The 24816-nt window shown below is 34.0% G+C and carries 22 protein-coding genes; 10 read left to right on the top strand and 12 right to left on the bottom strand.

Going from position 1 to position 24816, the window contains the following annotated elements; all coding sequences use genetic code 11:
• Positions 1–6 precede the first annotated feature (6 nt).
• Positions 7–450: a cupin domain-containing protein gene (locus BXU01_RS14770; protein WP_083693916.1), complete on the top strand. Its 444-nt coding sequence runs from the start codon at positions 7–9 to the stop codon at positions 448–450.
• 233 nt (positions 451–683) lie between these two features.
• Here the strand turns inward: BXU01_RS14770 and BXU01_RS14765 are convergent, their stop codons facing one another.
• The 8 genes from BXU01_RS14765 to BXU01_RS14730 form a co-directional block, all read right to left on the bottom strand.
• Positions 684–1109, bottom strand: coding sequence for a response regulator (locus BXU01_RS14765; protein WP_083693915.1), 426 nt, complete (start codon positions 1107–1109; stop codon positions 684–686).
• Between the two features lie 134 nt (positions 1110–1243).
• A complete protein-coding gene (locus tag BXU01_RS14760) occupies positions 1244–4348 on the bottom strand; it encodes an efflux RND transporter permease subunit (protein WP_083693914.1) in 3105 nt (1034 codons plus the stop codon).
• 34 nt (positions 4349–4382) lie between these two features.
• Entirely contained in the window at positions 4383–5471 is a 1089-nt protein-coding gene (locus BXU01_RS14755; RefSeq protein WP_083693913.1) for an efflux RND transporter periplasmic adaptor subunit, read from the bottom strand.
• A gap of 50 nt (positions 5472–5521) precedes the next feature.
• Positions 5522–6808 carry a TolC family protein gene (locus BXU01_RS14750; protein ID WP_083693912.1) on the bottom strand — a complete coding sequence of 429 codons (1287 nt, stop codon included), beginning with the start codon at positions 6806–6808 and terminating at the stop codon, positions 5522–5524.
• Positions 6809–6904: 96 nt separating this feature from the next.
• Complete coding sequence (locus BXU01_RS14745; protein ID WP_083693911.1) at positions 6905–8263, bottom strand: HAMP domain-containing sensor histidine kinase; 1359 nt, start codon at positions 8261–8263, stop codon at positions 6905–6907.
• Positions 8264–8265: 2 nt separating this feature from the next.
• Positions 8266–8937, bottom strand: a complete 672-nt coding sequence (locus tag BXU01_RS14740) for a response regulator transcription factor (RefSeq protein ID WP_056254100.1) — start codon at positions 8935–8937, stop codon at positions 8266–8268.
• 193 nt (positions 8938–9130) lie between these two features.
• Positions 9131–9631 (bottom strand): SRPBCC domain-containing protein, encoded by a 501-nt coding sequence (locus BXU01_RS14735; RefSeq protein ID WP_083693910.1) that lies wholly within the window; start codon positions 9629–9631, stop codon positions 9131–9133.
• Positions 9628–9948, bottom strand: a complete 321-nt coding sequence (locus tag BXU01_RS14730) for a helix-turn-helix transcriptional regulator (RefSeq protein ID WP_083693909.1) — start codon at positions 9946–9948, stop codon at positions 9628–9630. The genes BXU01_RS14735 and BXU01_RS14730 overlap by 4 nt, the downstream gene beginning before the upstream one ends.
• Positions 9949–10586: 638 nt before the next feature.
• Between BXU01_RS14730 and BXU01_RS14725 the strand changes: the two genes are divergently transcribed.
• The 6 genes from BXU01_RS14725 to BXU01_RS14700 all read left to right on the top strand — a co-directional run bounded on the left by BXU01_RS14725 (position 10587) and on the right by BXU01_RS14700 (position 15071).
• Positions 10587–10820 carry a hypothetical protein gene (locus BXU01_RS14725; RefSeq protein ID WP_083693908.1) on the top strand — a complete coding sequence of 78 codons (234 nt, stop codon included), beginning with the start codon at positions 10587–10589 and terminating at the stop codon, positions 10818–10820.
• Positions 10821–11098: 278 nt separating this feature from the next.
• On the top strand, positions 11099–11647 hold the full coding sequence (locus tag BXU01_RS14720) for a type 1 glutamine amidotransferase domain-containing protein (protein ID WP_056254111.1): 549 nt from the start codon (positions 11099–11101) through the stop codon (positions 11645–11647).
• A 358-nt stretch (positions 11648–12005) separates the two neighbouring features.
• Complete coding sequence (locus BXU01_RS14715) at positions 12006–12659, top strand: hypothetical protein (RefSeq protein WP_083693907.1); 654 nt, start codon at positions 12006–12008, stop codon at positions 12657–12659.
• Position 12660: 1 nt separating this feature from the next.
• The gene (locus BXU01_RS14710) at positions 12661–14388 is read left to right on the top strand and encodes a PAAR-like protein (protein WP_083693906.1); all 1728 of its coding nucleotides are present in this window, start codon (positions 12661–12663) and stop codon (positions 14386–14388) included.
• The gene (locus BXU01_RS14705; RefSeq protein WP_083693905.1) at positions 14385–14759 is read left to right on the top strand and encodes a hypothetical protein; all 375 of its coding nucleotides are present in this window, start codon (positions 14385–14387) and stop codon (positions 14757–14759) included. The genes BXU01_RS14710 and BXU01_RS14705 overlap by 4 nt, the downstream gene beginning before the upstream one ends.
• A gap of 120 nt (positions 14760–14879) precedes the next feature.
• Positions 14880–15071 (top strand): hypothetical protein, encoded by a 192-nt coding sequence (locus tag BXU01_RS14700; RefSeq protein ID WP_083693904.1) that lies wholly within the window; start codon positions 14880–14882, stop codon positions 15069–15071.
• A 541-nt stretch (positions 15072–15612) separates the two neighbouring features.
• On the opposite strand, the gene BXU01_RS14695 is transcribed toward BXU01_RS14700, so the two are convergent.
• Genes BXU01_RS14695 through BXU01_RS14685 form a run of 3 tightly spaced genes read right to left on the bottom strand, consistent with a single transcriptional unit; the run spans position 15613 to position 21373 of the window.
• Positions 15613–16701 carry an efflux RND transporter periplasmic adaptor subunit gene (locus BXU01_RS14695; RefSeq protein WP_056254124.1) on the bottom strand — a complete coding sequence of 363 codons (1089 nt, stop codon included), beginning with the start codon at positions 16699–16701 and terminating at the stop codon, positions 15613–15615.
• Positions 16691–19975 (bottom strand): efflux RND transporter permease subunit, encoded by a 3285-nt coding sequence (locus BXU01_RS14690; RefSeq protein WP_083693903.1) that lies wholly within the window; start codon positions 19973–19975, stop codon positions 16691–16693. The genes BXU01_RS14695 and BXU01_RS14690 overlap by 11 nt, the downstream gene beginning before the upstream one ends.
• A 12-nt stretch (positions 19976–19987) precedes the next feature.
• A complete protein-coding gene (locus BXU01_RS14685) occupies positions 19988–21373 on the bottom strand; it encodes a TolC family protein (protein ID WP_083693902.1) in 1386 nt (461 codons plus the stop codon).
• Positions 21374–21537: 164 nt separating this feature from the next.
• On the opposite strand from BXU01_RS14685, the gene BXU01_RS14680 reads away from it, so the two are divergent.
• Both BXU01_RS14680 and BXU01_RS14675 read left to right on the top strand, forming a co-directional pair.
• Positions 21538–22578 carry a sensor histidine kinase gene (locus tag BXU01_RS14680; RefSeq protein WP_083693901.1) on the top strand — a complete coding sequence of 347 codons (1041 nt, stop codon included), beginning with the start codon at positions 21538–21540 and terminating at the stop codon, positions 22576–22578.
• Positions 22575–23273, top strand: a complete 699-nt coding sequence (locus BXU01_RS14675; RefSeq protein ID WP_083693900.1) for a LytTR family DNA-binding domain-containing protein — start codon at positions 22575–22577, stop codon at positions 23271–23273. Before BXU01_RS14680 ends, BXU01_RS14675 begins: the two co-directional genes overlap by 4 nt.
• Before the next feature lie 187 nt (positions 23274–23460).
• On the opposite strand, the gene BXU01_RS14670 is transcribed toward BXU01_RS14675, so the two are convergent.
• Positions 23461–24183 carry a DUF4386 domain-containing protein gene (locus BXU01_RS14670; protein WP_083693899.1) on the bottom strand — a complete coding sequence of 241 codons (723 nt, stop codon included), beginning with the start codon at positions 24181–24183 and terminating at the stop codon, positions 23461–23463.
• 151 nt (positions 24184–24334) lie between these two features.
• Here BXU01_RS14670 and BXU01_RS14665 point away from each other — a divergent pair, with 151 nt between their 5' ends.
• Positions 24335–24808 carry a hypothetical protein gene (locus BXU01_RS14665; RefSeq protein WP_083693898.1) on the top strand — a complete coding sequence of 158 codons (474 nt, stop codon included), beginning with the start codon at positions 24335–24337 and terminating at the stop codon, positions 24806–24808.
• Positions 24809–24816 lie beyond the last annotated feature (8 nt).

The raw sequence follows: 24816 nt of genomic DNA, 5'->3' as shown, positions 1-24816 counted from the left end.
AAAAAGATGAAAACAACAGCAGCTATCAAGGTTACAATTGTTATGTTGATGATTCAACAATCTGTACAATCTCAGCAGCAAAAAAAAGAGGTAAATACACCCGAAGTAAAATACACTATTGAAAATTGTGTCAATCATTTTGATTTGGACAACGCCACAAAAACAAAAGTGGGTTACCAATATTGGTTCGCAGATAAAAACTTTACTCAGGAAAACACACTCAAAATGAGTATTGTTGAACCTGGAAAATCTACTCATGCGCCACATCATCATATTGAAGAAGAACTTTTTTACATTCTCGAAGGTAAAGCACAATTTTACCTTGACGGAAAAACAGTTACAGCCGGTCCTAATACCAGTTTTTATTGTCCGCCAAATGTAGAACACGGAATTAGTAATGTTGGCGATACAGATTTGAAATATTTGGTTATCAAAAAAGATTTGAGATAATATTTTCTATACAAAAAGTGGTTTTATAATAGTATATTTCTGGAATAGCCCCGATGGAAACGGCATCCTTTTACTGGCTTTTTAGACAGGAAAAGATATAGTGTACAGCGGGACTGCATTTGTGATGAATACAATTTATTTGCTCCTGAAAAATTAAAATATAAAAAAACACCTCTAAACTTTGTGTTTAAAGGTGTTTCTAAAATTATTCGTTATTTATTCAATAAGCTTTATTACTTTACATAGTTTGGTGAAACGCAGGTTTCCCAATAGCTTACAATTGTTTTAATGGTTTTTTTTATTTCTTTATAATCCGTAGGTTTAACAAAAAATCCCTGAATTGATTTTGAATAGGCGTCTACAACGTGTTTTTGTTCTGCGCTTGTAGAAAAGAACAAATAGGGGATTGACTTAAGTCTTAAATCTTCGTTTTCATGAATTTTATCCCGCAATTCCATACCACTTAGTTTTGGCATATTGATGTCAGAAAAAATGATAAAAGGTTCTACTTGTGTAGAGGTTAAGTATTCTAATGCTTTTTCACCTTCGGTAAAAAAGATAATTTCATTTTTATAATCAAGCTCATTAAAAACATCAGTTAAAATTTCCTGATCGTCCAGATCGTCTTCGATTATAATAATTGGTCCGCCTTTGTTCATTTATATTTTTTATAAAGGTAACTGATTAATATTAGCTATTTATTATTTTCGTAATTAACTGATAATCATAAAAGCAAAACACCTTTAAACGGTATGTCTAAAGGTGCTTTTAAATATAAAAAACAGAAGGATAATTATGAATCTGTTCTGCTCGTATCTTTTTTACGATAGACCAGATAAAATACCTGAGGCAAAACGGTTAACGATAAAAACATACAGGTGATTAAACCTCCTACGATCATGATGGCAAGAGGTTTTTGAACCTCAGAACCCATTCCGGTAGACAATGCTGCGGGTAATAATCCTAAAGATCCCATAAGGGCAATCATAACAATAGGACGAATCCTGCTGTAAATACCGTCTGAAATAGCTTCTTTTAATGGCATACCGGATCTCATATTTTCTCGAATCATTCCAATGAGGACAATACTGTCGATTGCGCTGACTCCAAACAGGATGATAAAACCAATTCCTGCCGAGATCCCAAATACAGTTCCGGTTACCCAAAGCGATAAGAATCCTCCAATAAAGGCATAAGGCATTGCACTTATAGCAACAAGTGTATCTTTGAAATTACCAAAATTGAAATATAAAAGGCATAAAATCAAGATCAATACCACAGGAACAATCATTGCTAATTGTTTTGAAGCTCTTTCTTTACTTTCAAATTCTCCAGCCCATTTCATCACATTTTCTTTAGGAAGTTTTACTTCAGCAGCTACTTTTTTCTGTGCTTCGTCAATTGTACTTCCCAAATCTCGTCCTTCGATACTAAAACCTACGGCAATATATCTACTGTTTCCTTCGCGATAGATAAATGTTGGTCCTGTTTTATATTCTACGGTAGCAATTTCTTTTAAAGGAACTTTTTTGCCATTCATAGTCGGAATCAGGATATCTTCGATCTTTTCTTTTGAGTCACGATATTCTTTTTCGAAACGTAACGTGATATCAAATATTTTTTCGTCGTCGTAGAACTTCGTTGCTGCTTGTCCTCCAATTGTCATTCTGATTACGGCTTGCGCATCTGCAGTTGTAATCGCATAACGTGCCATTTTTTCGTCGTCAAGCTGAATACGTAATTCCGGTAAACCAATGTTTTTATAAACGTTGATATCTTCAATTCCTTTTACATCTTTGATTGATTTTGCGACTTTTGCTGCCATTGCTTCCAGTTGAAAAAGATCATTCCCGAATATCTTAATAACTAACGGACTTTTAACTCCGGCAACATATTCCTCGACATTATCCTGAATAGGCTGACTAAACCCAAAACCAATTCCGGGATAAACGTCGAGTTCTTTTTTGATCTCGGCAATTAATTCTTCTTTACTAATGTCACGTTTCCATTCGTCCTGATGTTTTAATTCGATATGTAATTCGATATTAAAAAATCCGGTTGGATCTGTTCCGTCATTTGGTCGTCCGGTTTGTGTCAGCACAAATTTTACTTCTTCAAACTTCCTTATTTTGGCTTTCATTTCTTTTGTAAGTCTTACCGCTTCATCAAGATTGATGCTGTTGGGTAAAGTGGCTCTTACGTAAATCGCGCCTTCATTCAGTTTCGGAATAAATTCTGAACCATAAAAAGCAAACTTAGCACAACATACTGCCAGTAAAACCAGGAAACCATATAAGGTTGCTTTTCTATGTCTGGTACTCCATTTAAAAAGCTTAAAAAGGTTTACTCTAAAGAAACGCGAAATCATATTTTCTTTTTCGACAATATTTTTTGTCAACATTACTTTACACATTGCCGGAACATAAGTAAGCGATAGAATTAGTGATCCTAATAGCGCATAACTTAGGGTAAAGGCGAGGGGAGAGAACATTTTTCCTTCTACTTTCGTGAAAGAGAAAATAGGCATCAATGCCACAATCAAAATAATCAGGGCAAAGAAAATATAAGTAGCTACACTACCCACACTTTTCTTGATAAGTCCCATTTTGCTCATGTTGTTAAAGCGTTCCATTCCTACTTTATGCGCTTTTTTCTCGAGCGACACAAAGACTTGTTCCACAATAACCAGCGTTCCTTCGAGCAGAAGCCCAAAATCCAGCGCTCCCATAGAAATTAAGTTCGCAGGTAATCCCTGAATTCTCAACATTATAATAGCAAACAAAAACGAAAGCGGAATCACAGATGCCACAATCAATGAGGTTCTCCAGTTATAAAGAAAAATAAATACAATTAAGGAAACCAGTAATATCCCTTCGACAAGGTTTTTAGTAACGGTTTTTACAGTTGTATCTACCAATTTTGTACGGTCGATAAACGGAATTATTTTTACATTATCCGGTAATACTCTTTCGTTAAGTTCTGTCAAACGATCTTTAAGTCTCTTGATTACTTCACCCGGATTTTCCCCGCGCAGCATCACTACGATACCTTCTACAACATCATCATCACCATCTAAACCTACCTGACCTAATCTTGGTTTGGCTGAAATCGAAACTTCGGCTACGTGTTTGACCAATATTGGCGATGAACCTTTGGTTTCGATCAAAATATTACCAATATCTTCTACTTTATTAATAAGTCCAACACCTCTTACAACATAAGCCTGATCACCACGCTGTATTACGTCTCCGCCAACATTTACGTTACTTTTAGAAACTGCTTCGTAAACATCTAATGCAGAAAGGTTATAATTTTCAAGTTGTGTAGGATTGATTTTTATTTCGAATATTTTTTCTTCACCACCAAAACTTACTACGTCAGCAACACCAGGAACTGAGATTAGTTCTCTTTCGATTACCCAATCCTGAATGGCTTTGATTTCGCGTATTGGCAAATCACTTTTGATCACATATCTGAATATTTCCCCCGTAGCTCCGGATGGCGGTTCAATATCTACATCTGCACCTTCCGGAAGATCTAATCCGTTAAGGCGATTTGAGGCATATTGTTGTGCGTAAAAATCATCAACATCGTCATCAAACAATACCGTTACAACAGATAATCCAAAAAGCGAAATAGAACGTACTTCTGCTTTTTTCGGAATCGTATTCATCTGTTTTGAAATAGGAAGTGTGATGAATTTTTCTACTTCTTCGGCACTTCTTCCCGGCCATTGCGTGATGATTCTTGCTCTTGTATTGGTTACATCCGGGAAAGCTTCGATAGGCGTGTGGATATAGCTAACTATTCCGGCGACTAGTAGTATGGCTGTCAGGAAAAAAACTATAAGCGAGTTTTTTAACGAGAAAGCAACCAGACCTTGTACAAATTTTTTCATGTCTTGTCTTGTATTTATCCGTTTTTAGGGATAATTAGTTTTTTAATCTTTCGTGAATCAGCAAGTGATTTTTGGTAATAACCATTTCACCATCTTTAACTCCTTTATCAAAATAAATCCAGTTGTTGTTTTTTATTACCGGATTAATTTCTCTGGTTTCGATCGTACAATCGTCTTTGTAAATCAGGATATAATCACGATTATTATCAAAAATGGCTGCTTTTGCAGGAAGCGAAGCCAGCATTTCGCCGCCAAGGCTTTTATCGATAATAATATCTGCCGTCATTCCTGGTTTTAGCTTTAAGTTTTTGTTTTCCATTACAATTCTTGCTTTTAGAACATGTTCATCAGCATCAAAAACTTTGGCAAGCATGGCTATTTTTCCTTTAAAAATTTCGCCCGGATAAGCTGGAGTAGTAACATCTACAAGCATATCCTGAGTTACATTTTTCAGGTTACTGGTATATACATTTACCAAAACCCAGATTTCTTTAAGATCAGAAATAGTAAAAAGAGGTTCGCTTCCTTCTGTAATCTGCATTCCCGGGCTAATATTTTTTGCAACTATATATCCTTCAGTTGGAGCTTTTATCTGAAAAACCGCTCTTTCGCTGCTGGCACTAAACATGGCAAGATTTGCTTTTACATTTTCAAGAGAAGATTTTAAAACGTCTAATTCGCTTTGTGCCTGCAAAAGGTCTTTTTGAGAAGCGATTCCGTCCTCAAACATCGATTTGCTGGATTGTAATTGACGTTGCGCAACAGATATCTGCGATTGCAATGATTTACTTTCTGATTGCATGCTGTTTAATTCTGTACTTTTTATCTCTGCCAGAACTTGTCCTTTTTTTACATAATCACCAAGTGAGAATGTAGTTTTTGTAATAATTCCTTCTACAAGACTATTAAACTGAACAACGTGATCTGCGTTATAAGTAATGTTTCCTGTAAGGTTTATAGATTCGCTTACGGCACGTTTTTGCACCGCTTCGATTGTAATTTTTTCTTTTAGTTCTTTATCAATACAAAATTTTTCGTCTTTTGTATCTTTGATTTCTTCTTTTTTGCCACATCCGTAAACGAGCATTAACCCAAGTATTGGGAGTAAAATAAATTTCTTCATTGTATTTGTTATTATTTTCAGATAATGTGAGCAGTATTCCGGGTTAGGATTTAATTGATTTCCTCACCGGCGATATAGCGCAATTCTTCCAGGTTTTTATTAAGGTCTTTTTTAGAATTTATCAGTATTGATTTGTTTTCAAGATAAGCTTCAACAAAATCAAGATATTCTAACATGCTTGTGTTTCGCTGCATAAAGTTTTTACGATAGCTTTCCAGAAGTTTATCCAGATCAGTTTCGTAATTTGCATCGACACTTTCGTATAATTTTTTGGTAACAATTAAGTCTTCATAAGCTTGTAATACCTCTGCCTGTACACTTATTGTTTTCTCTTCGGTCAATAATTTACCCTGATCGATGGCGATTTTTGCAGCTTTTATATTTCCTTGATTTCTACTAAAAAACGGTAGATCTAAAGCAAAACCAAGACCCACAAAATCGTTCATCGTACTTGCACCACGGTCATAGCTAATACCAAGAGTAACATCTGGTGTTCGCATGGCTTTTTCGTATTTGTATTTGTTGTCGTTATAGTCATTTCCCAGTTTGATAACCTTCATATCAGGTCGGTTTTCTACTGCAGAAGCCATAAGATTCCCTAAGTTGATATTGTCGATATTCTTTTGATCGGGAACAAAACCTTCATCCGTAAGTTTGATGAAACTTGTTGCAGGCAGATTCATTAAGACTTTAAGCTCTTTTTGCAGCGCGTTATTTTCTTTTTGTAAATCGCTTATTTCTTTCAGGAAATTTAGCTCAGATGCTTTTAGTCTTATATATTCGCCTCTGCCAATGTTACCTTGCGAAACCTGATTGCTATATCCTTTTAGCATAGTTTGCATCGACGAAACTTGTTTTTTATAGATAGCTCCCTGAGCCTGATTGTATTGCAGTTCAGTAAGATTGCCTCTAAACTCAATTTTTAGATTACGCAAAAAGGTTTTAAAGTATTCTTTGGCGATATCTACGCCAACTTTTTCCATGGCAATCATCTTTTTTCGTTTTCCGGCCGTCTGAACAAGTTGTTCAAGTTCTGCAGTAACCTGAGTTGTTTTACCAAAATTTCCCCACAAAGCAGGAACTTCTCCGGCTGTAGCATTATGCCAAAGATTGATTTCGCCAATAGTAAGTGTAGGATTTGGCCATAATTTTGCCTGAATAACCTGCGCATCGGCAATGTCGATATTTAGTTTTTCGGAAATTATAGAAAGGTTCTTGTCCAGAAATAAAGCCTCGGCCTGAGTTCGGGAAAGAACAATAGTATCGTTTATTGTTGCATTTTGTGCCACACTTTTGTGTGATACAATAACGAGAAGGGTTAGAAGTATACGTTTCAAATTAAGGTGTTTTAATATGATGCAAAGCTACCTGCGGCATATTAAGTGGTAATTTGATGTATGTTATAAAGCGGTTAGAGCAACATTAGAAAACGATTAGAGTTTAGGAAATAACAACGTTACTGTAGTTCCTTCATCTTTTCTGGAAGCAATCGCAAAATCAATATTATTTTGTTTAAAGATAATGTTCGCCAGAGAAAGCCCAACACCGCTGCCTTTTATATGGTTTACATTTTTGCCCCTGTAAAAAGTTTGTTTGATAAACTTTAGGTCTTCTTTTGTAATGCCTGTTCCATGATCTTCGATTACAATTTTAAGCTGATTGTCTTGTTGCAGCAAACTTATCTTTATAGGATTTCCGTTAGAGTATTTTACGGCATTTTCTATAATATTGTATAAGGCAATTTTAATTTCGTTGCTGTTTCCTTTTATCGAAAGCAGTTTATCATTCTCGATTTCGATCGCAATTTGTATCTGAGAATTCTTTAGCCTGTAAACATCCGGTAATTGATCGTTGATATCCCAAACCAATTCATCGACCCTGAAAATTTCAGTAAGTTCGGTATTGTCCCTTAATCCGGAAAGCATCATAAGCGTGTTCATAGTATCTTCGATCTGATATACATTCTCTAATACTTTTTCGGACATTTCTTTATATTCAGCACTGGTTCTGTCTTTTTGGGCAAATACCTCCAGGTTTCCGGAGATTGCAGTCAAAGGCGTTTTAAATTCATGCGACACATAGTTAATAAAATTCTTCTGAATTATAAATGTATCCGAAAGTCGTTTGAACAAATTATTATACGTTTCGATCAATTCCTGAATATCATCTTTTGTATTTGGCGAAACAATATGACGATCCAGCGACGAAGCTTCGATCTCATTTACCTGATTAATAATGTTTTTTATAGGACTGTAAGCAAGGTTCGAAAGCAAACGGCTCACAATATATATAATGATTAATCCGCTTAATAAAACCAGAATCATAATAATCATTAATCGATTGGTAATGGTTTTAAATTCCTGATCATTTTTTTTAACAAAAACCACAAAATCTCCCTGATTGTCATGGTAATAACTCCCGAAATAAAAATGATGATTCGATTTAAAATTCAGCTTACGGTTCTTTCTTATGTAATCCAGTTTTTCTGCATTTATATTTGCATCTATCTGTTTTTCGCCATATACAATCTGATTTTCCTTGTTGTAAACACGCGTTATAATTTCAAGTGAATTTTCTTTGAATTGCTGACCAATTATCAAATGTTGATTTTGAGGTAATTCATCTTTTTCAAGGTAGAAAATCCCCGTCAGCAAACACGTTTTTTGAAGTTCGTTGTAAATAATTTTTTCAGAATAACTGTAGAAAGAAAAATAAGTAATCACCGAAGCAATAACAAATACAATGCTAAAAGTCAAAGAAGATATTAAGGTAAACCTGTTGCGTATTTTCATAACTATTCTTTAAGCATATATCCTGTTCCTTTTATGGTGTGGATAAATTTATGGTTTTGCTCGATTTTGTTTCTCAGATAAGAAATATATACATCGACCACATTTGTATTATTGTCATAATTAATGCCCCAAACAGCGTTTAAAATCTGCGTTCTTGACATTACCTTATTTCGGTTTTCTAATAAAAACAGCAGCAGTTTATATTCTCTGGGAGACAAATCTATCAGCGTATCATTTTCTGTAACCTTGTGTTCTTCAGGATTTATAGTCAGACTTCCTAAAGTATATAAGGTTTCTTCATTATCATAATTAAATTTTGTTCTTCGGGTTAATGCGTTTACTCTCGAAATCAATTCTTTAAAATGAAAAGGTTTAACCAAATAATCATCGGCACCGGAATCCAGCGCATTTACCTTATCATCAGTATCGCTCAGCGCGCTAAGCATTAATATAGGAGTATGAATTTTCTTGAAACGCATTAATTTCGTTAGCTGAATACCATCAATTCCCGGAAGCATGATATCCATCAGGATAATATCCCAGGTATTATCCTGAACTAATTCTCTTGCAATCTCACCAGTTTCAGCCAGATGTACCGTAAAATTGTTTTCTTCCAGACCTTTTATAATAAATTCGCTAATGCGTTTATCATCCTCAATGAGTAGAACATTCATACTTAAAAATCTAAGATTATAATAGTGGTTTTTGTATCGATCAGGAAGTGCTAATAAACTAAAGTTGAAATTGCCTGATAAATCTTTTTAAAGAGAAACTCAAAAATAGCAATTAATTATTGCAATTGCTGTTAAAATTAAATCTTGTAAGAAAAGAACATATTTATCAAACTTATTATAATCTAGTATTCAATCATTTTTGGGACAACGTTTCTAATACCTTTTCCAAGTTATCAATACTCATCTTAAAGCCTTCAGAAAAGCCCATTTCGATCATTTTCTCTAAACGTTCCAGAGATTCATTAAAAATAGCAATATTCACTTTTGTAATGCCGTTTTCTTCGCTAAAAGTATGATCCCAGTCAGAACCCGGCAATTCGCGATTCTCATCTTTATCAGCAAAAGTATTGTACATTTTAAAGTTTGTTTTTGGCGTAATCGAAGTATATTCCTGAACCGCCCAGCGCTCAAGACCTTCCGGACTTACCATGGCGTAGAATCTTTTTCCGCCAACTTCAAAATTCATATATTTTGTTCTGGATGACCACGGTTTTGGCGCAACCCATTGATCCAGAATTTCCGGTTTTGTAAAAGCGTCCCAAACCAAAGCAAGTTCTGCATCAAACTCTCTCGTTATATATACCGTTTTTATGGCTTTGTCAACGGTAAAATCAAATTTCAAATCTTTTTTCATTTTTTCTGATTTTTAAGTGTTAATAGTATTTCGTCAAGCTGATTAAATTTGGTTTCCCAGATTTCTCTGAATTGGTTAATCCATTTATCAATCTCTTTCATTTTTTCGATTTCAAGCGAATAATAAATTTCCCTGCCTTGTTGTTCCTGTTTTATCAGGTCACATTCTAAAAGTACCTTAAGATGTTTAGAAACGGATTGTCTGGTCGTGCTAAAATTCTCTGCAATGGCATTTGGAGTCATTGCCTGCATTGCAATCAAGGTAATAATAGATCGCCTTGTTGGGTCGGCTATTGCCTGAAAAATGTCTCGTCTCATAATATTTCGTTTTAATTACGAAGCCAATTGGTTGCGAATATACGTGCAACTATTTGGTTTCGCAAATTTTTATGCAATTATTTTTAAAAATAATTTATATAAGAACTTTAATTATAGTGTTTTAGAGGTTTGTTTCGGATTCGATTTCTGGTGAATTATAATATTTAAATTCTATCGAAATGTCTTCAAACTCAGGAAAATTCACCTTCTAAGTATATTTTACTTTCTGAAAGACTTTCTGACAAAGGATTTTTAAAGTTGAAGTTTTTTTAGGAGCTATTTCCCGCTGTACGTTCCAATCTTTTGTGCCGAACACCGGCACAAAAGGATTTTCTCCCGAGTCTTCGGGACCATCGGGGCTAGGGCAGTAGGTTTCATGAGAGAGATTTCTATTTCATCAAAGAGTATTTTTCATGTTAATCATTTTAATTTTTTATATTTGAGAATAACACTGTATTAATTGTAAGAAAAAGAAGATTTTTTAGCTATATTTGTTTTTCCTATTATTACGACGTTACGGCTAAATGAAATTTGCCCTTGTATTATGTGTACAGTATCGGAAACGACTGTAAATGCTGTCGTAAGCATTTAGGACACTAATATACAAGGGTTTTATTATTCCTAATTTTTACGACATTATGAGTGCAAACACAATTTCCAAAGAAGCCCAAATCAGGCTTATGAATTTTTTCAACAACACAATCGATCCACAAGAAATGGCTAAATCGATAAGGCAAGTAAATTATGTTCTTGCTTTAGGAGCTTTAAGACAACATGCAACCCTGCAAAATGAAATTGACAATTTACAAAACAGCTTTTATTGGCTAAATGAATTAGCTGAGGTTTTAAATCCTTATCTGGATGTAGAATAGAATCTCTTTAGGATTATTAAATAATGTAAAAACCTCGATTTTAAAAGTCGAGTTTTTTTTTTGTTAAGTACATTATTTTCTTAGTTTTCATTCTATAAAATAATTAAGCAATTTGACATCAATCTTATATAATTTCAGTTTATTTTTTCATATGAATTTGAAATTCAATTAATTAACTTTTATTAAAGAAAGGTTTAACATGTTCTGTTTTCGCTGGCTGTATGAAATTATTAATTTTAACTAAATCAAAATTAATAACATTTTAAATACTTAAAATTATGAAAAAGAATATAGCCATATTAGCCACAGACGGTTTCGAAGAATCAGAATTATCATCGCCAAAAGCTTATCTTGAAGAGCAAGGTTGGAATGCAGATATCATCAGTTTGAAATCAGGAACAATCAAATCCTGGAAAGACGGTAATTGGAGCAACGAATACAATGTTGATGTAGTATTAGACCAGGCAAACGAAGCCGATTATGATGCTTTGGTTCTTCCTGGAGGAGTTATAAACCCTGATTTATTGAGAAGAGAAGAGGCAGCAGTAAATTTTGTACGTTCCTTTTTTGAAAGTAAAAAACCCGTAGCGGCTATTTGTCATGGACCTCAAATTTTGGTAGATGCTGATGTTTTACAAGGTCGAAAAGTGACTTCGTTTTTCTCTGTCAAAAACGATTTAAAAAATGCCGGAGCACAATGGGAAGACTCAGAAGTAGTCGTAGACAATGGATTAGTGACCAGCCGAAACCCGAATGATTTACCCGCTTTTAATAAAAAAATGGTCGAAGAAATTAAAGAAGGAAAACACGAGCGTCAGACCGTGTAAAAAATATATTTATTTATCAAGTTGCAAAAAATGCAAGATCAGTTTTGGTCTTGCATTTTTTTTGTTTTTGCCAGTTATATTAAAAAAAATTACCATAATAATTCACCCTTATTTTTCATTGTAAAAATGTCGTATTCTATTAGTTATATAACTTATTAGGGATAATTAACGCATTGTAATTTTTGAGCTTTACTAAATTCTTATTTATAAAAATGATTCTCACAAAATAATCATGATAGATATAGAAAAAGTATAAAGGCAAAAAAAATAGAGAATGAATTATTTAGACTACAATATTGTACTTCCTGAGCTGGATAAAAGGAATGATTTTATATTTTAAACTATAACCTCAAATTCGTTGAATCCTAAAAAGATAAGACAAACAAGAGAAATATCAATTACAAGATATCAACTTGAAGGAAACGATATGTTATTTCATGTATTTCTTTCTCAGATAGAAATCAAAAGTAACTTATCTGTAGAAAATATTTTTTTTCTAGAAGAAATAGGCGCTGCTTTTGACGAAATTGAATTAGAAATAAATGATTATGGCAAAATTATCAAAGTATTAAATTTTGAAGAACTAAAACAGCGATGGAAAGCTATACGTGCAAAACTTGCAATAGATAATGAAGGTCTTAACGCAGAAGCATATATGCAGAATATTACGGATATATTAAAAGACGAACAAAGACTAATATCCTTTTTTTCGGATTATAAAATGTTTGGTATATACTTTTCAAATCTCTATAGGAACTCTTACGCGATTGAAAGAAAAAGGAAATTACTCGATTGTCAAAACATTTTGATGGCGGAACGCTTTTATCCTAAAGATGAAAAATTCGAAACTTATCTCATAGAAGGAATGCCTGTTGAGAATAATGAAAATCATGATTTTATAAAATATGATGGTATTATCGAATACAGACAAGATCAAATAGATTTAGCTACAATAGAAGTAAAAAAACAAAAAACAACTATTATGTATAACATTTATAAAAAAACATTATAAAATGGCAAAACCGGATATTACTTTAAGGCGAAAATTGCGTGAGGAAAAACAAGAAGGTAAGAATGGTTTGAAGTTTGTTATTGACGGTGCGAAAGTCAAATGTGATTTATGTACTGTTCCCTATGGAGACCTAAAAGCAAATTATAATACACCAAGTATACAAGACAAACGTGTAGTTACAATAGTTGAAAAGGACATAATGAGTTTGATATTTAAAGGCAATTGCAAAAAAAGCTTTATGAATTCAAGCCCTTGCGCATCAGTAATGAAACTTGGAGAATGGAAAAACCCGGGAACAGTATATTTTCAGGATGAATTGGCAGTGCTTTTAAGAAGCACCATAAAATGTGAATATGGAGGTGTAGATATTAAAATTTGGGACTGCGGACAACGCAACGAAATTAACAATCTGGATACGACAGGATTATCTGTACCTGATTTTACCCCTAATTTTGATATTAAATTTGAACTTGATACAACAGAGGATACCGTAGTGCCGTTTGGGATATTGGATTTTGAAAGTAAACAAGAGAATCAGTTCTTTAAATTTAAATACACACTTGAAAAAAATAACCTCGATGCCTTTTATTTTGATATCATTAGCGAAGATGGCGAGTTGTTATACAGTTTCAATTGCCTGAAACCTGCAATTATAGACAACGAAAGTAAAGATCCGCTCTTCAAGATTGAAAAAACTTCGCATATCCCAATGGTTTCTGCACTACAATCTATAGGGAACCCTGATCTTGAGCCTGTAGATTATACCGCATTAGGAACTTATATCATAAGTTGGGATGGTTTTGATAATGACGCAATTTATGACAGCACGCGATTTAATAATAAAGAATTAAAAGCCAGGATTACAGGTATAAAAGATGGTATCCCAAAAAAGATTGTTGTAGATTTCTCTACAAAATACAATCAGGTAAAATGGACAGACGTAAAAATTGATAAAAATACAAAACGAATTGATGTAACTTTGAGAGTAAATCTTACTGATGGTGGAACTGAGGGATTAAATTGTTGGAAAAATACCAGAGATTTTAATCCGCCGCATACAAAAAGTGAAATTTGTGATTGGGATAAAATTTCAGAAGAAGCATTGGAATATTATAAACAATCTCCTGTAAAATATAGAACTAAAAGCTTTGAAGAATTACGAGATTTGGCTACTGAAGGCGTTAATAAACATTGGAGCAGAAATTCTAGCAATATCGGAAAAGGAGTAAATATTTCAAATGAGCTATTTGAGGTTTTTATAGTTTCTAAAGCAGATAGAAGTGGCTTGTCTGCACCAAAAATAATTTATCAAACTAATGTAGAAGAAGGTAGATCTAGAAATTGGGAAGGATCTAGAATTTTATTTTATTATGAAGGTTATTTGTATTATAATTATTGGAAAAAATATCCAGATTCTATGTTATATATTAATAAAGGATGGGAATATAAAAGTGATGATATAGAAGATTATAAAATGGTTTCTGCTCATGAAATTGGACACGAAATATTACTAGCTTATGGAGGACATATTTATTCTAAAACTCATGAAGGAACATCGCACTGGAGTATAATTTTACAAGACCCATCATCTTCTGCAACAGATATTCCAAACACAGGAGAAATAGATCTTATGAAATATTATAAAAACAGATATGATATAACAAGAACTATTATACCCGAATTTGATTTATTAAAACTGATATGGCTCACTAAACTTAAAATTAAATGAAAAAATTAATAACTATTAAACTTTTAGTTGTAATTATTTTACTTTCTTCTTGCAAAGAAAATTATACTTTACGTAAAGTTGTGATTGGTAGAATTGTTAATAATGACTTGCCTTTAAAGGACGTATCTTTAAAATATGATAGTACGGATGTTTTAAGTCCTCAGAATATCAAAACTGATAACAAGGGCTTTTTTATTATGCCAAAAATAGAATTGAGTGATTATAAGGAATTTATATCAAGACAAAAAGAAATTAATAATGATATAATTATCAAAAAAGAAAATTTTAAAAACACTACAATAAAAATTGACAAATATGATAAAAGCATTGATACAATAGATTTAGGAATTATTCAATTGGATAAAATATAATCAACTATTGCCCAACGCCAGCATAAAAGGGACTTAGATGGAAATATTTTTCAAGAGTTGTTGTTTCAGAATTTGATTTATTAGGTTTATTATGGCTTTCAAAAATAAAAATTCAATAATATGAAAATATTACTTAGTTTATTAATAGCGTTTTTATTTATTAGCTGTTCTACCAAAAATGATAGACCTGAGATTAATGGATATGTTTACGATTTTGAAACAAAATTGCCGATACAAAATGTATCAATTAGTTCTGAAAAAGGTATAGAAGCATTTACGAATAAGAAAGGATGTTTTAGTTTAAAAAAATAACAAAAACTAAGATATTTGATTTTGAAAGTGGACATGATCCTAAGAGTTTTTACTTCATATTGAGTCATCTAAAATTTCAGTCTGATACAATTATAGAAGAAACCAGAGGAAGTTTTTCAAACTCTAAAAGTTATGATTCTATTTTTTTAAAAGAAAATTATAAAGAGTAATACAAATAAGGGAGAAATCTTCGCAAGTAGCTCCGTAACGAGAATTCAATCTTTGAACACTTCTCACGAGGATTTCTCTCTCGAAGTTTCAGGATCGAAATGACAAAAAATGCTTAATAGTTACTAAAAAAACTTTGTGTCTTAGCGCCTTCGTGGCAAAAACAAAAAACAAAAAAAAGGACGATACTATATCAAGTATCGTCCTTTAAGGTGAATTTAATTCACATTCTAAAATTAGATTTCAGAATGCCGCATTAAGCGTACAGTTTTTGGTAATCACTAAAAATGAAGACTAAACGCAGGTTATTAATGCCGATATAGTATGAAAACAGTCTAATTTTTATTAGACTGTATTGAATACATAATCGGTATTATTCGTTTATGATATCGCCTTCTTTAGTTTCTTCGCTGGCAATTTTTACCAGTTTATCTTTCAGGTTCAAATCTCCGAAGATTTCAATTTTATCGTCGATTTCTCTTCCTCTTTTTACATTTACTCTTGTTGCTTTGTGGTCGATAACTTTAATTACATACATACCTTCAGCAGAACTCACCAATGCCGATTTTGGAATTACAAATGTACTGTCTTTTGCGTTAAGCGGTAAAAGCACTTCGGCAACCATTCCTGGTAAAAGATCTTTTTTGGTATTAATAACGTCCATTTCTACACGCTCAGAACGTAACTTTAAATCTAATGCTCCAGACATTCTGGTAATTTTAGCTTTAAAATTTTCAGGCAATGATTTTACATTAAAATTCATTTCGTCGCCCTCATGTAAATATCCTGTGTAAAGCTCAGGAACAGAAACCGCCAAACGCAATTTATCCTGCTGCTGAATCGTCAATAAAGGCAAATCAGATCCCTTTCCTGCCGGACCAACAAATGTTCCTAAGTTGACGTTTCTCGCTGCCACAACTCCGTCAAAAGGAGCGCGAATTTCAAGATAACCTCTCATAATCGACACTTCTTTGTGGGCTGCAACTGCGGCTTGATATTGTGCGTAATCTGAGTTTTTCTTTCCGTTTGCCATTTCCAGATCATTTTTAGAAATAGTTCCTTCGACTTTGCTCGTTTCGTACAAACGGTTGTACGTACTTTTGCTTGTGGCATAAATAGCTTCCATAGATTTTAATCTTGATTCGGCAGCGGCTAGTTGAGAACTGATTTCCGGTGCTTCAAGAACGATCAAAAGTTGTCCTCTTTTTACTTTTGTACCAATATCTACTTTTAGCAATTTTACAAAACTGCTTACTTTAGCATATAAATCTACTTGTTGAAAACCAGTTAATTCGGCTGGTAAACGCAACTCTGTAGTTAGTTTTTCTTTCTCTAAAGAAATGGTTTCTGTTTTAGGTTCAATTTCTGCAACAGGAGCTTCTTCTTTCTTAGAGTTACAACTAGTTAGAAAAAATACGGCTACAAAAAATAATGCGGTCGATTGTATAATGTTATTTTTCATTTTTTGGATTTAATGATGAGATATAATGGATGCTTTCTTCGTCTTCAGGATCTAAAGAAACAGATTGTGTTGTTGTTTTTTCTTGTGCCCATGCAAAGATAAGCGGCAGGATTAGCAATACGGCAAAAGTCGAAAATAATAATCCGCCAATTACGGCTCTACCTAACGGAGAAACCTGATCGCCACCTTCGCCATGACCAATTGCCATTGGCAACATTCCCGCAATCATCGCAACAGATGTCATGATAATTGGACGAAGACGCAACGCCGCAGCTTCACGTGCTGATTCTAAAGCATTTCCGTTTCGTTTTCGAAGTTGTTCTGCATTTGTAACCAATAAAACGGCATTCGCGATCGAAACCCCAACAGACATAATAATACCCATATACGATTGTAAGTTTAGCGTAGAACCAGTAATGGTAAGCATTAATAAAGCACCTAAAACTACTGCCGGAACCGTGGTTAAAATTACCAGCGAGACCTTGAACGACTGGAAATTAGCGGCTAACATTAAGAAGATTACAAAGATGGCAACCAATAATCCGACTTGTAAACTGCTTAATGTTTCTACCAATACTTTACTCATACCAATTGGGGTAATAAACAAACCACGTGGTAATTCTCCCAATGAGTTTATTGTTGCATTCACATCTTTTACTGCCGTTCCTAAATCGGTCTGGCTAATGTTTGCTGTAACGGTAATGTATGGCATAGCCCCTAAATTGTCATTTTCACCACTTACAAATCCGGGTGTAATTTTTGCAACGTCGCTTAAAACCGGACGAAGCGAATTTCTTAATACCGGAATTTCTCCAATATCGGTTTTGCTTTTCATCTGGTTTAGCGGTACCTGAACCTGAACGTTGTATGATAATCCGGCTCTTTCGTCAACCCAGGTATTTTTCTCTGTATATCGTGATGATGAAGTCGACGCAACTAATGATCGTGATATATCGTTCATGTCAACGCCCAGTTCAGCTGCACGGGTTCTGTCGATATCAATATTCATCGCAGGATAATGAATTGGCTGACCAATTTGTACGTCTCTGAAATAAGAGATTTTCTTTAATTTCTCTACAATTTGAGTCGCATATAATTCATTTCGTTTTTTGTCTTTTCCTGCAATACGAACTTCGATTGGAGTAGGAGAACCCTGGCTCAAAACTTTATCGGTTAATTCAATTGGCTCAAAAGAAAGTTTTACATCCGGAAGCACTTTTTTGATTCGGGCTCTAAAGTCGTCTTTAAAGTCGTCCATATCTGTATGATATTCTTTTAAACTCACCTGAAATACTGCTTCATGAGAACCTGCCATGAACAAATAAATTGGGTTAATCGAGAATAACGAAGGGTGTTGTCCAACATAAACAGAAGAGATTCCGATATGTTCTTTACCCACCATTTTTTGCAATTCTTTCAAAACAATAATTGCTTTTTCTTCGGTACGTTCTAAACGAGTTCCGTCGGGAGCACGCATTCTCAGCTGAAACTGACTTGAATTTACTTTTGGAAATACATCTTTACCAATAAAATTAATAAAGAGAATTGCCAGAAGCGTAATAACAACTAAATATACTAAAGCAGCCGCTTTTTTATAAGGGAATAATCGATCCAGCGTTCTCATAAAACGGATTCTGAAACGCTCAAAAGCACCAATTTTTCCGTTATTGTCAAGATCTTCTTTTTCGACCATTGCTTTTTTCTGCGTAATCAGGTCTTTTTCAGATTCCGGAGTTAGTCCGCAATCGTTAAATTCTGCTTCATCATCTGTAATTTCAGGACCATGTGCGTGTTTTTCATGACCTTTCATTAACCAGTTTGCCATTACAGGCACAAAAGTCTGAGATAATAAAAACGAAATAACCATCGAGAATCCAATTGCTAAAGCCAAAGGCAGGAACAACGCTCCCGGAATACCAACCATTGTAAAGGCTGGTGCAAAAACCGCCAAAATACAAAGTAAGATCAATAATTTTGGCAAGGCGATTTCCTGACAGGCATCCCAAATGGCGAGCGCCTTGGGTTTGCCCATATCGAGATGCTGGTGAATATTTTCGATCGTAACCGTACTTTCATCCACTAGAATACCAATTGCAAGAGCCAATCCGCTTAAAGACATTAAGTTGATTGTTTGTCCGAATAATTTAAGGAATAAAACTCCTGAGATAATCGAAATTGGAATCGTTAAAATTACAATTAAAGCCGCACGTTTGTCGCCAAGGAAAAGCAATACCATTAATCCAGTTAAAACTGCTCCGATAATACCTTCTGTAATCAAACTTTTTACGGAGTTAATTACATAAACTGACTGGTCAAATTCATAAGATAATTTTACATCTTCCGGTAATGTACTTTGAATTTTAGGCAATTCTGCTTTTAATTTCTGAACTACATCCCAGGTCGAAGCATCTCCGGCTTTTGCAATACTAATATAAACCGAACGTTTTCCGTTTACCAAAGCGTAACCTTGTGTAATATCGGCACCATCTTTTACGGTGGCAACATCGCCTAGTTTTAAGTTTTGAACGCTTCCTTTAAACAACGGAATATTCTCAAAATCCTTAACTTCTTTAATCGTATTATTTGTTGGCGTAATGTAGTTTACATCGCCCATTCTCACGTTTCCTGACGGCGCCGTTTGGTTGTTGATACGAATTGCTTCAACCACCTGATCCGGCGTCATATTATGCGAACGCAATAAATCAGGATCTACGTTAACCTCAATAGTTCTGGGGCTTCCGCCAAAAGGTGCCGGCGATAATAAACCCGGAATCGAAGTAAACGAAGCACGAACATAAACGTTGGCTAAATCCTGCAATTCGTTGTTTGAACGTATTTTACTGCTCAAAACCAATTGACCAATTGGAAGAGAAGAAGCATCAAAACGAATGATAAACGGAGGTTGAGTTCCGGGAGGAAATGCCGCCTGAATCCTGTTCGAAAGCGAACTTAATTCGGCTGCAGCCTGAGCCATATTTGTGTTTTCATAATAGGTTAATTTCATGATCATTAACCCTTGAATATTTTTGGTTTCTACCGATTTTACACCATTGGCAAACGGTAAAATATTGACATAAGTCTTAGCAAAATAAGCTTCCATCTGGTCTGGCGTATAACCTCCAAAAGGATGCGCAATGTAGATAACCGGCAAGTTCATTTTTGGCAGAATATCTACCTTAATGTCTTGGATGGCACCAATTCCGAAGAAAAATAGACCCGCAACCAATACTAATATGGAGATGGGTTTGCGGAGTGCAAAACGTATTAAATTCATTAGGATCTATAATTAAAATTCATTTATAAATAAGTCAAAATTGCCTGTCGCAGCTACTTTAAGCAAAAACGATTGCCATACATTATTGTTCACGATATCGCGGTCAATTTCGGCACGGTTTAACGTATATAAAGTTTGGGTAATATCTGTTAAATCAGTCAATCCGTTTTTGTATAAAGTCGATTTTTGCAAATACGCTCTTTTTGCTGCATCGACCTGAATTGGCGCTTCGGCAAAGTTTTCAAGCGTGATTTGTATTTTATCGTCGGCAAGTTTTAATTGCGATTTCAATTCTCTATCCGCCTGATTGTATTCTTCCTGCAAACCTTGCGAAACAAATTTTTGAGCACTTACTTGTTTACTTGCTCTAAACGGAGTCGTCAAATTCCAGCTAATCCCAATTCCGACTAAATAATTGGTACGATCCGGATTTACGCCATCCCAATAATTTCTACTGAAAGAATTTTGATTCGTTACATAATCGCTATTAAATCCAGAAGCACGCGTTTGCAAAACTCCAAAAGCGCTCATCGTAGGATAATAAAAACGTTTGTACAATTTTGCCTGTTGATTGCTGTAATCAATCTTCGTTTTATAGAATTGAAGCAAAGGATGGAGGCTGTCAGAAGTTGCTGTTCCTCTAAGAACTTCTTTTGGAATCTCGTTTACAAACAAAGTATCTGTAACAAAATCCTGAGGCGCAACGCCCATCAAATCAACTAATTTATTGTTTTGTTCCTTGACGAAGTTTTTAGCAAGGTTCAAAGCAATCTTAGCTTTCGAAACTTCGGCTGTAGCCAATGTAGAATCGACTCCGGCCAACAATCCGTTTTTAACTCGTGCAACGGCAGTTTTCTTAAAAACTTCGGCACGGCTTAAATTCTTTTGTTGCGAAATCAATAATCTTTGGCTTGCAAGCAAATTCAAATATGCAGCAGAAATTTTGATTTCCTGTTGAAATTGCTCTTGTTTCAAGTCATTTTCTTTTGCCTGAACATCAACTTTAGCTAAGTTGATCCTTTCTTTGGTTTTTCCAAAAGTGAAAAAATCCCAGTTCATGTTGACCAGATACAGTGCTCCAAAAGCAGAGTTCCAGTTTTGATCCGGCAATGCAGGTCCGGACGAAGCGGTTCCTAAACCATTAAAACCATACAAAGCACCATTTTGCCCGTTGATAGTTCCGTAATCTTGTTGTGCCGATAAGTTAAGGTTTGGCAAATAATCACGCTTGGATTGCTTGAGGCTCTCGCGTGACGCATTCGTGTAATTGCTTTTTGCTTTAATGGAACCGTAGTTTTCTAAACCTGTTTTTATGGCTTCTTTTAAAGTCAGGTTTTGAGCATAACTACCACAAGCAAAAATCAAGAAAACTAACAAAGTAATTTTTCTGAAGTACATAAAATTAGTGGTATCAAATTATCTAACAAAATTATTTGTCTTGCTTCAATTTGGGCGCCAATAAATGATGTACTGCGATTATAAATGACCAATTGAATTTGTCATTTATTGGGAATTTAAATTAAAAATTAGTGGTTAATTTGTAGACTATTTAAATTTTAAAAATGAATAAAAAATTCGATAACATATTGGATAACAAATGGTGGCAGGAAATTGCTGTCGTTGCTTTTTCCTTTACCATCTATACGTTAAAAAATGACTGGATGTTATTTAGTTCTTTAGCCTCCATATTAATGGGTGTGTTTTTCTATTTTATTTTATACATGCACGCTCAATTCAACCGTTTTTTTCTTTTGCCAATTCTATTTAAAACACAACGACCTTTAACTTATATTTTTTTAACGCTTTTTGGGGTATTTGTCTTCTCTGTAGTTCTATACGAGATTATGATGCTCGATATGTTTAGTAATTGCCGTTTGTATCAAAACTCGCATCAACGCAGTTATATGTATCAATTGGCAAGTGTTTTAGGAACTTTGGTTTGTATTTTGAGTCCCATAATTGTATTTAAATTCTACAGGATTCATAGAAAACAAACAGATGAAGCATTATTATTTAATGAAATGCAGCTCAATTCACTGAAAGGACAATTAAATCCTCATTTTTTATTTAATACCTTTAATACGCTTTACGGTATTAGTCTGGAATTTCCGGAAAGAACACCGGATCTAATTATGAAAGTATCACAGTTAATGCGTTATCAATTAGAGAGTAACAGCAAAAAATGTGTTTCTCTTGAGGATGAACTGGAGTTTATTAACAGTTATGTTCAGCTTGAAAAAGAAAGGGTAGGATACCGCTGCGATATTACTTATGATTGTAAAATCGATAATGAAAACGCGTATAAAGTATCGCCAATGCTGTTGATTGCTTTTATAGAAAATGCTTTTAAACACGGAACTTGTGCGATCGAAAAGTGTTTTGTGAGAATTATAATTACTGTCGAAAACGGTTTACTGCATTTGCATGCCGTAAACTCTATACCAACGAAAAAAACAGATGTAGTTTCGACTAAAATTGGCTTGAAAAACACAATCGAACGTTTGAATTTGATTTACGGAAAAGACTATAAATTAGATATTCAGGACGATAAGAACACTTATATCGTAGATTTGAAACTGCAATTGAAAAAGTTTGTAGAATGAGAGAACCCAAAAAATGTATAATTGTAGATGATGAACCGGCAGCACATTATGTGTTGGCGAATTATATAAAGCAAAATCCACAATTAGAGCTTGTTTTTCAGGGATATAATGGTATTGAAGCAATGGATTATCTTCGGGAGAATCCGGTTGATTTGATGTTTTTGGATATTAATATGCCGGAGATTTCAGGAATGGAATTGCTAAAGATTATCCCAACGCATCCTAAAACGATCCTGACAACAGCTTATTCTGAATATGCTCTTGAAAGTTATGATTATGGTGTAATAGATTATCTCTTAAAACCTATCTATTTCCCCAGATTCTTAAAAGCAATTGATCGTTTTTTTGCAACAGAATCCTTAAAAACAAAGACAGAAGAAACAATTGTAAATTCTGTTAGTGTAAAAGTCGACGGTTATTTTATGGATATCGAATTAGATCAGCTTTTGTTTGCACAGAGTTTTGGTAATTATGTAAAGTTGCGCACGATAAAAAGAACGTATCTCGCCTCGATTACAACCAGCGAATTAGAGAAATGTTTGCCGGAGAAAAACTTCATGCGCATTCATAAATCATACATTGTAGCACTGGATAAAATAGAAACTACAGACAAAGATTTTGTTGTGATCAAAAATGAAAAACTTCCGGTTGGGATTACGTATAAAAGAGAATTATCTGACCGATTAAAGAAATAAACTTTAGAAATAAATTTGCTTACTAATTCAATTATTTCAAAAAAAGAGCCTGCAAGATTAATTTCCGGCAGGCTTTTTTGATTTTAATATATTGGAAAACAAGTGAATTTTCGCCACGAATTCACGAATTTAAAAAGCAATAATTCGTGAATTCGTGGCGATTTTTTTATCTCTTATCTTTAGTTTTTTATTTTAGCTGAAAGTGTTGTTTCCAGACCGGCAGATTTACTCCTTTAAAAACAAGCCATAAACTCAATGATAATTCAGCAAGCAAACACGGCATTAATATAGCAATACTCGAAAGTTGCGGAATTAGGATCAACGCAAAACTGTTGAACAAATAACAGATTCCTGCAATTGCCATTAAAACGCCAATTGTTTTAGGGAAATAACCTGATTTAAAAATTAAATAACCTTCAAACAGACATACAAACCCAAAGAAAATCAGACCAACACCAAAGCCGAAATCATGCAGTTTAATCGATAAATAAGATAAAGTATGCAATTGATCCGGTGTAAAAGATTTTAGATATGCAGCATCTCCAAGAAAAAATAATGCGGCTAAAAGATTTAATTTATTAGCAACCAATACAGCTGTTTGTATTAAATTGAAAGATAGATTAAGCAGCGCCAGTTTTTTGCTGATAGGTTTTAAAAGATAATAAAGAATAATCATTACAGGCAGATCGCAAATTTGCATGATCAGATCCGCTGTGATTCCTATTTTCCATAAAAACTCGGCATGAATAATATTGTTTGCTGTGGCAGTTGCATCTCCGGAAACAAAAAGTTTATTTCTGACAAATGTTTCGGCACAAAATCCCATAACTATTATAACCAGATATAATATTCCGGCGATGCGGGCATAAAGCTGCGGTGAATTTTCAAAATCTTTTAGGTTGAATTTCATTTTTTTTTAGGTTTGGTTTAACATAAGACGTGCTAAAGTAAAAATTGTTACCGTCTATTTTAACATTTTTTTATAATTTGATATTTACTTCAAAATAAAGTAGTAATTTTAATACGTTATTTTTAAGATTATTAATTTAAAATCAGGAACTATGAAAAATATTTTCTTTGCTATTGCAGTTTTATACAGTAGTTTTTTGATTGGACAAAATGGAGTTTCTCCTAATAAAGCAGTTACTCCGCCAGAAATAGTGGTGCTTGCTTTTCAAAAAGAATATCCTGGCAAAGTACCGGTTTGGACTATGGAATATGTGGGTGATGACGATGACGAAATTCGCTATGAAGCCAAATATATTACTGATAAAAAAACAAAAGCACTAGCTGTTTATGATAATTTAGGTGTTCTTAAAGCTTACGAATTACAGATTCCGTTAAGCCAGCTTCCGCAGAAAGCGCAGGCCTATCTCAAGAAAAATTATCCGGTCAATGCGATTACAGAAATAGCAGTTGTAATAGATGATAAAAGCAAAACAACCTATGAAGTAGGAATACAAAAAAACTCCAAATTTTATGATGTTGTGTTTGATAAAAATGGTGGTTTTGATGTGATCGTCGAAAAAGATTAATACAGAAT

The organism is [Flexibacter] sp. ATCC 35103, from assembly GCF_001975985.1.
Taxonomy (GTDB): Bacteria; Bacteroidota; Bacteroidia; order Flavobacteriales; family Flavobacteriaceae; genus Flavobacterium.
Note: the sequence above shows the minus strand (reverse complement) of the source record. Positions and strands in the feature narration are given on the sequence as shown.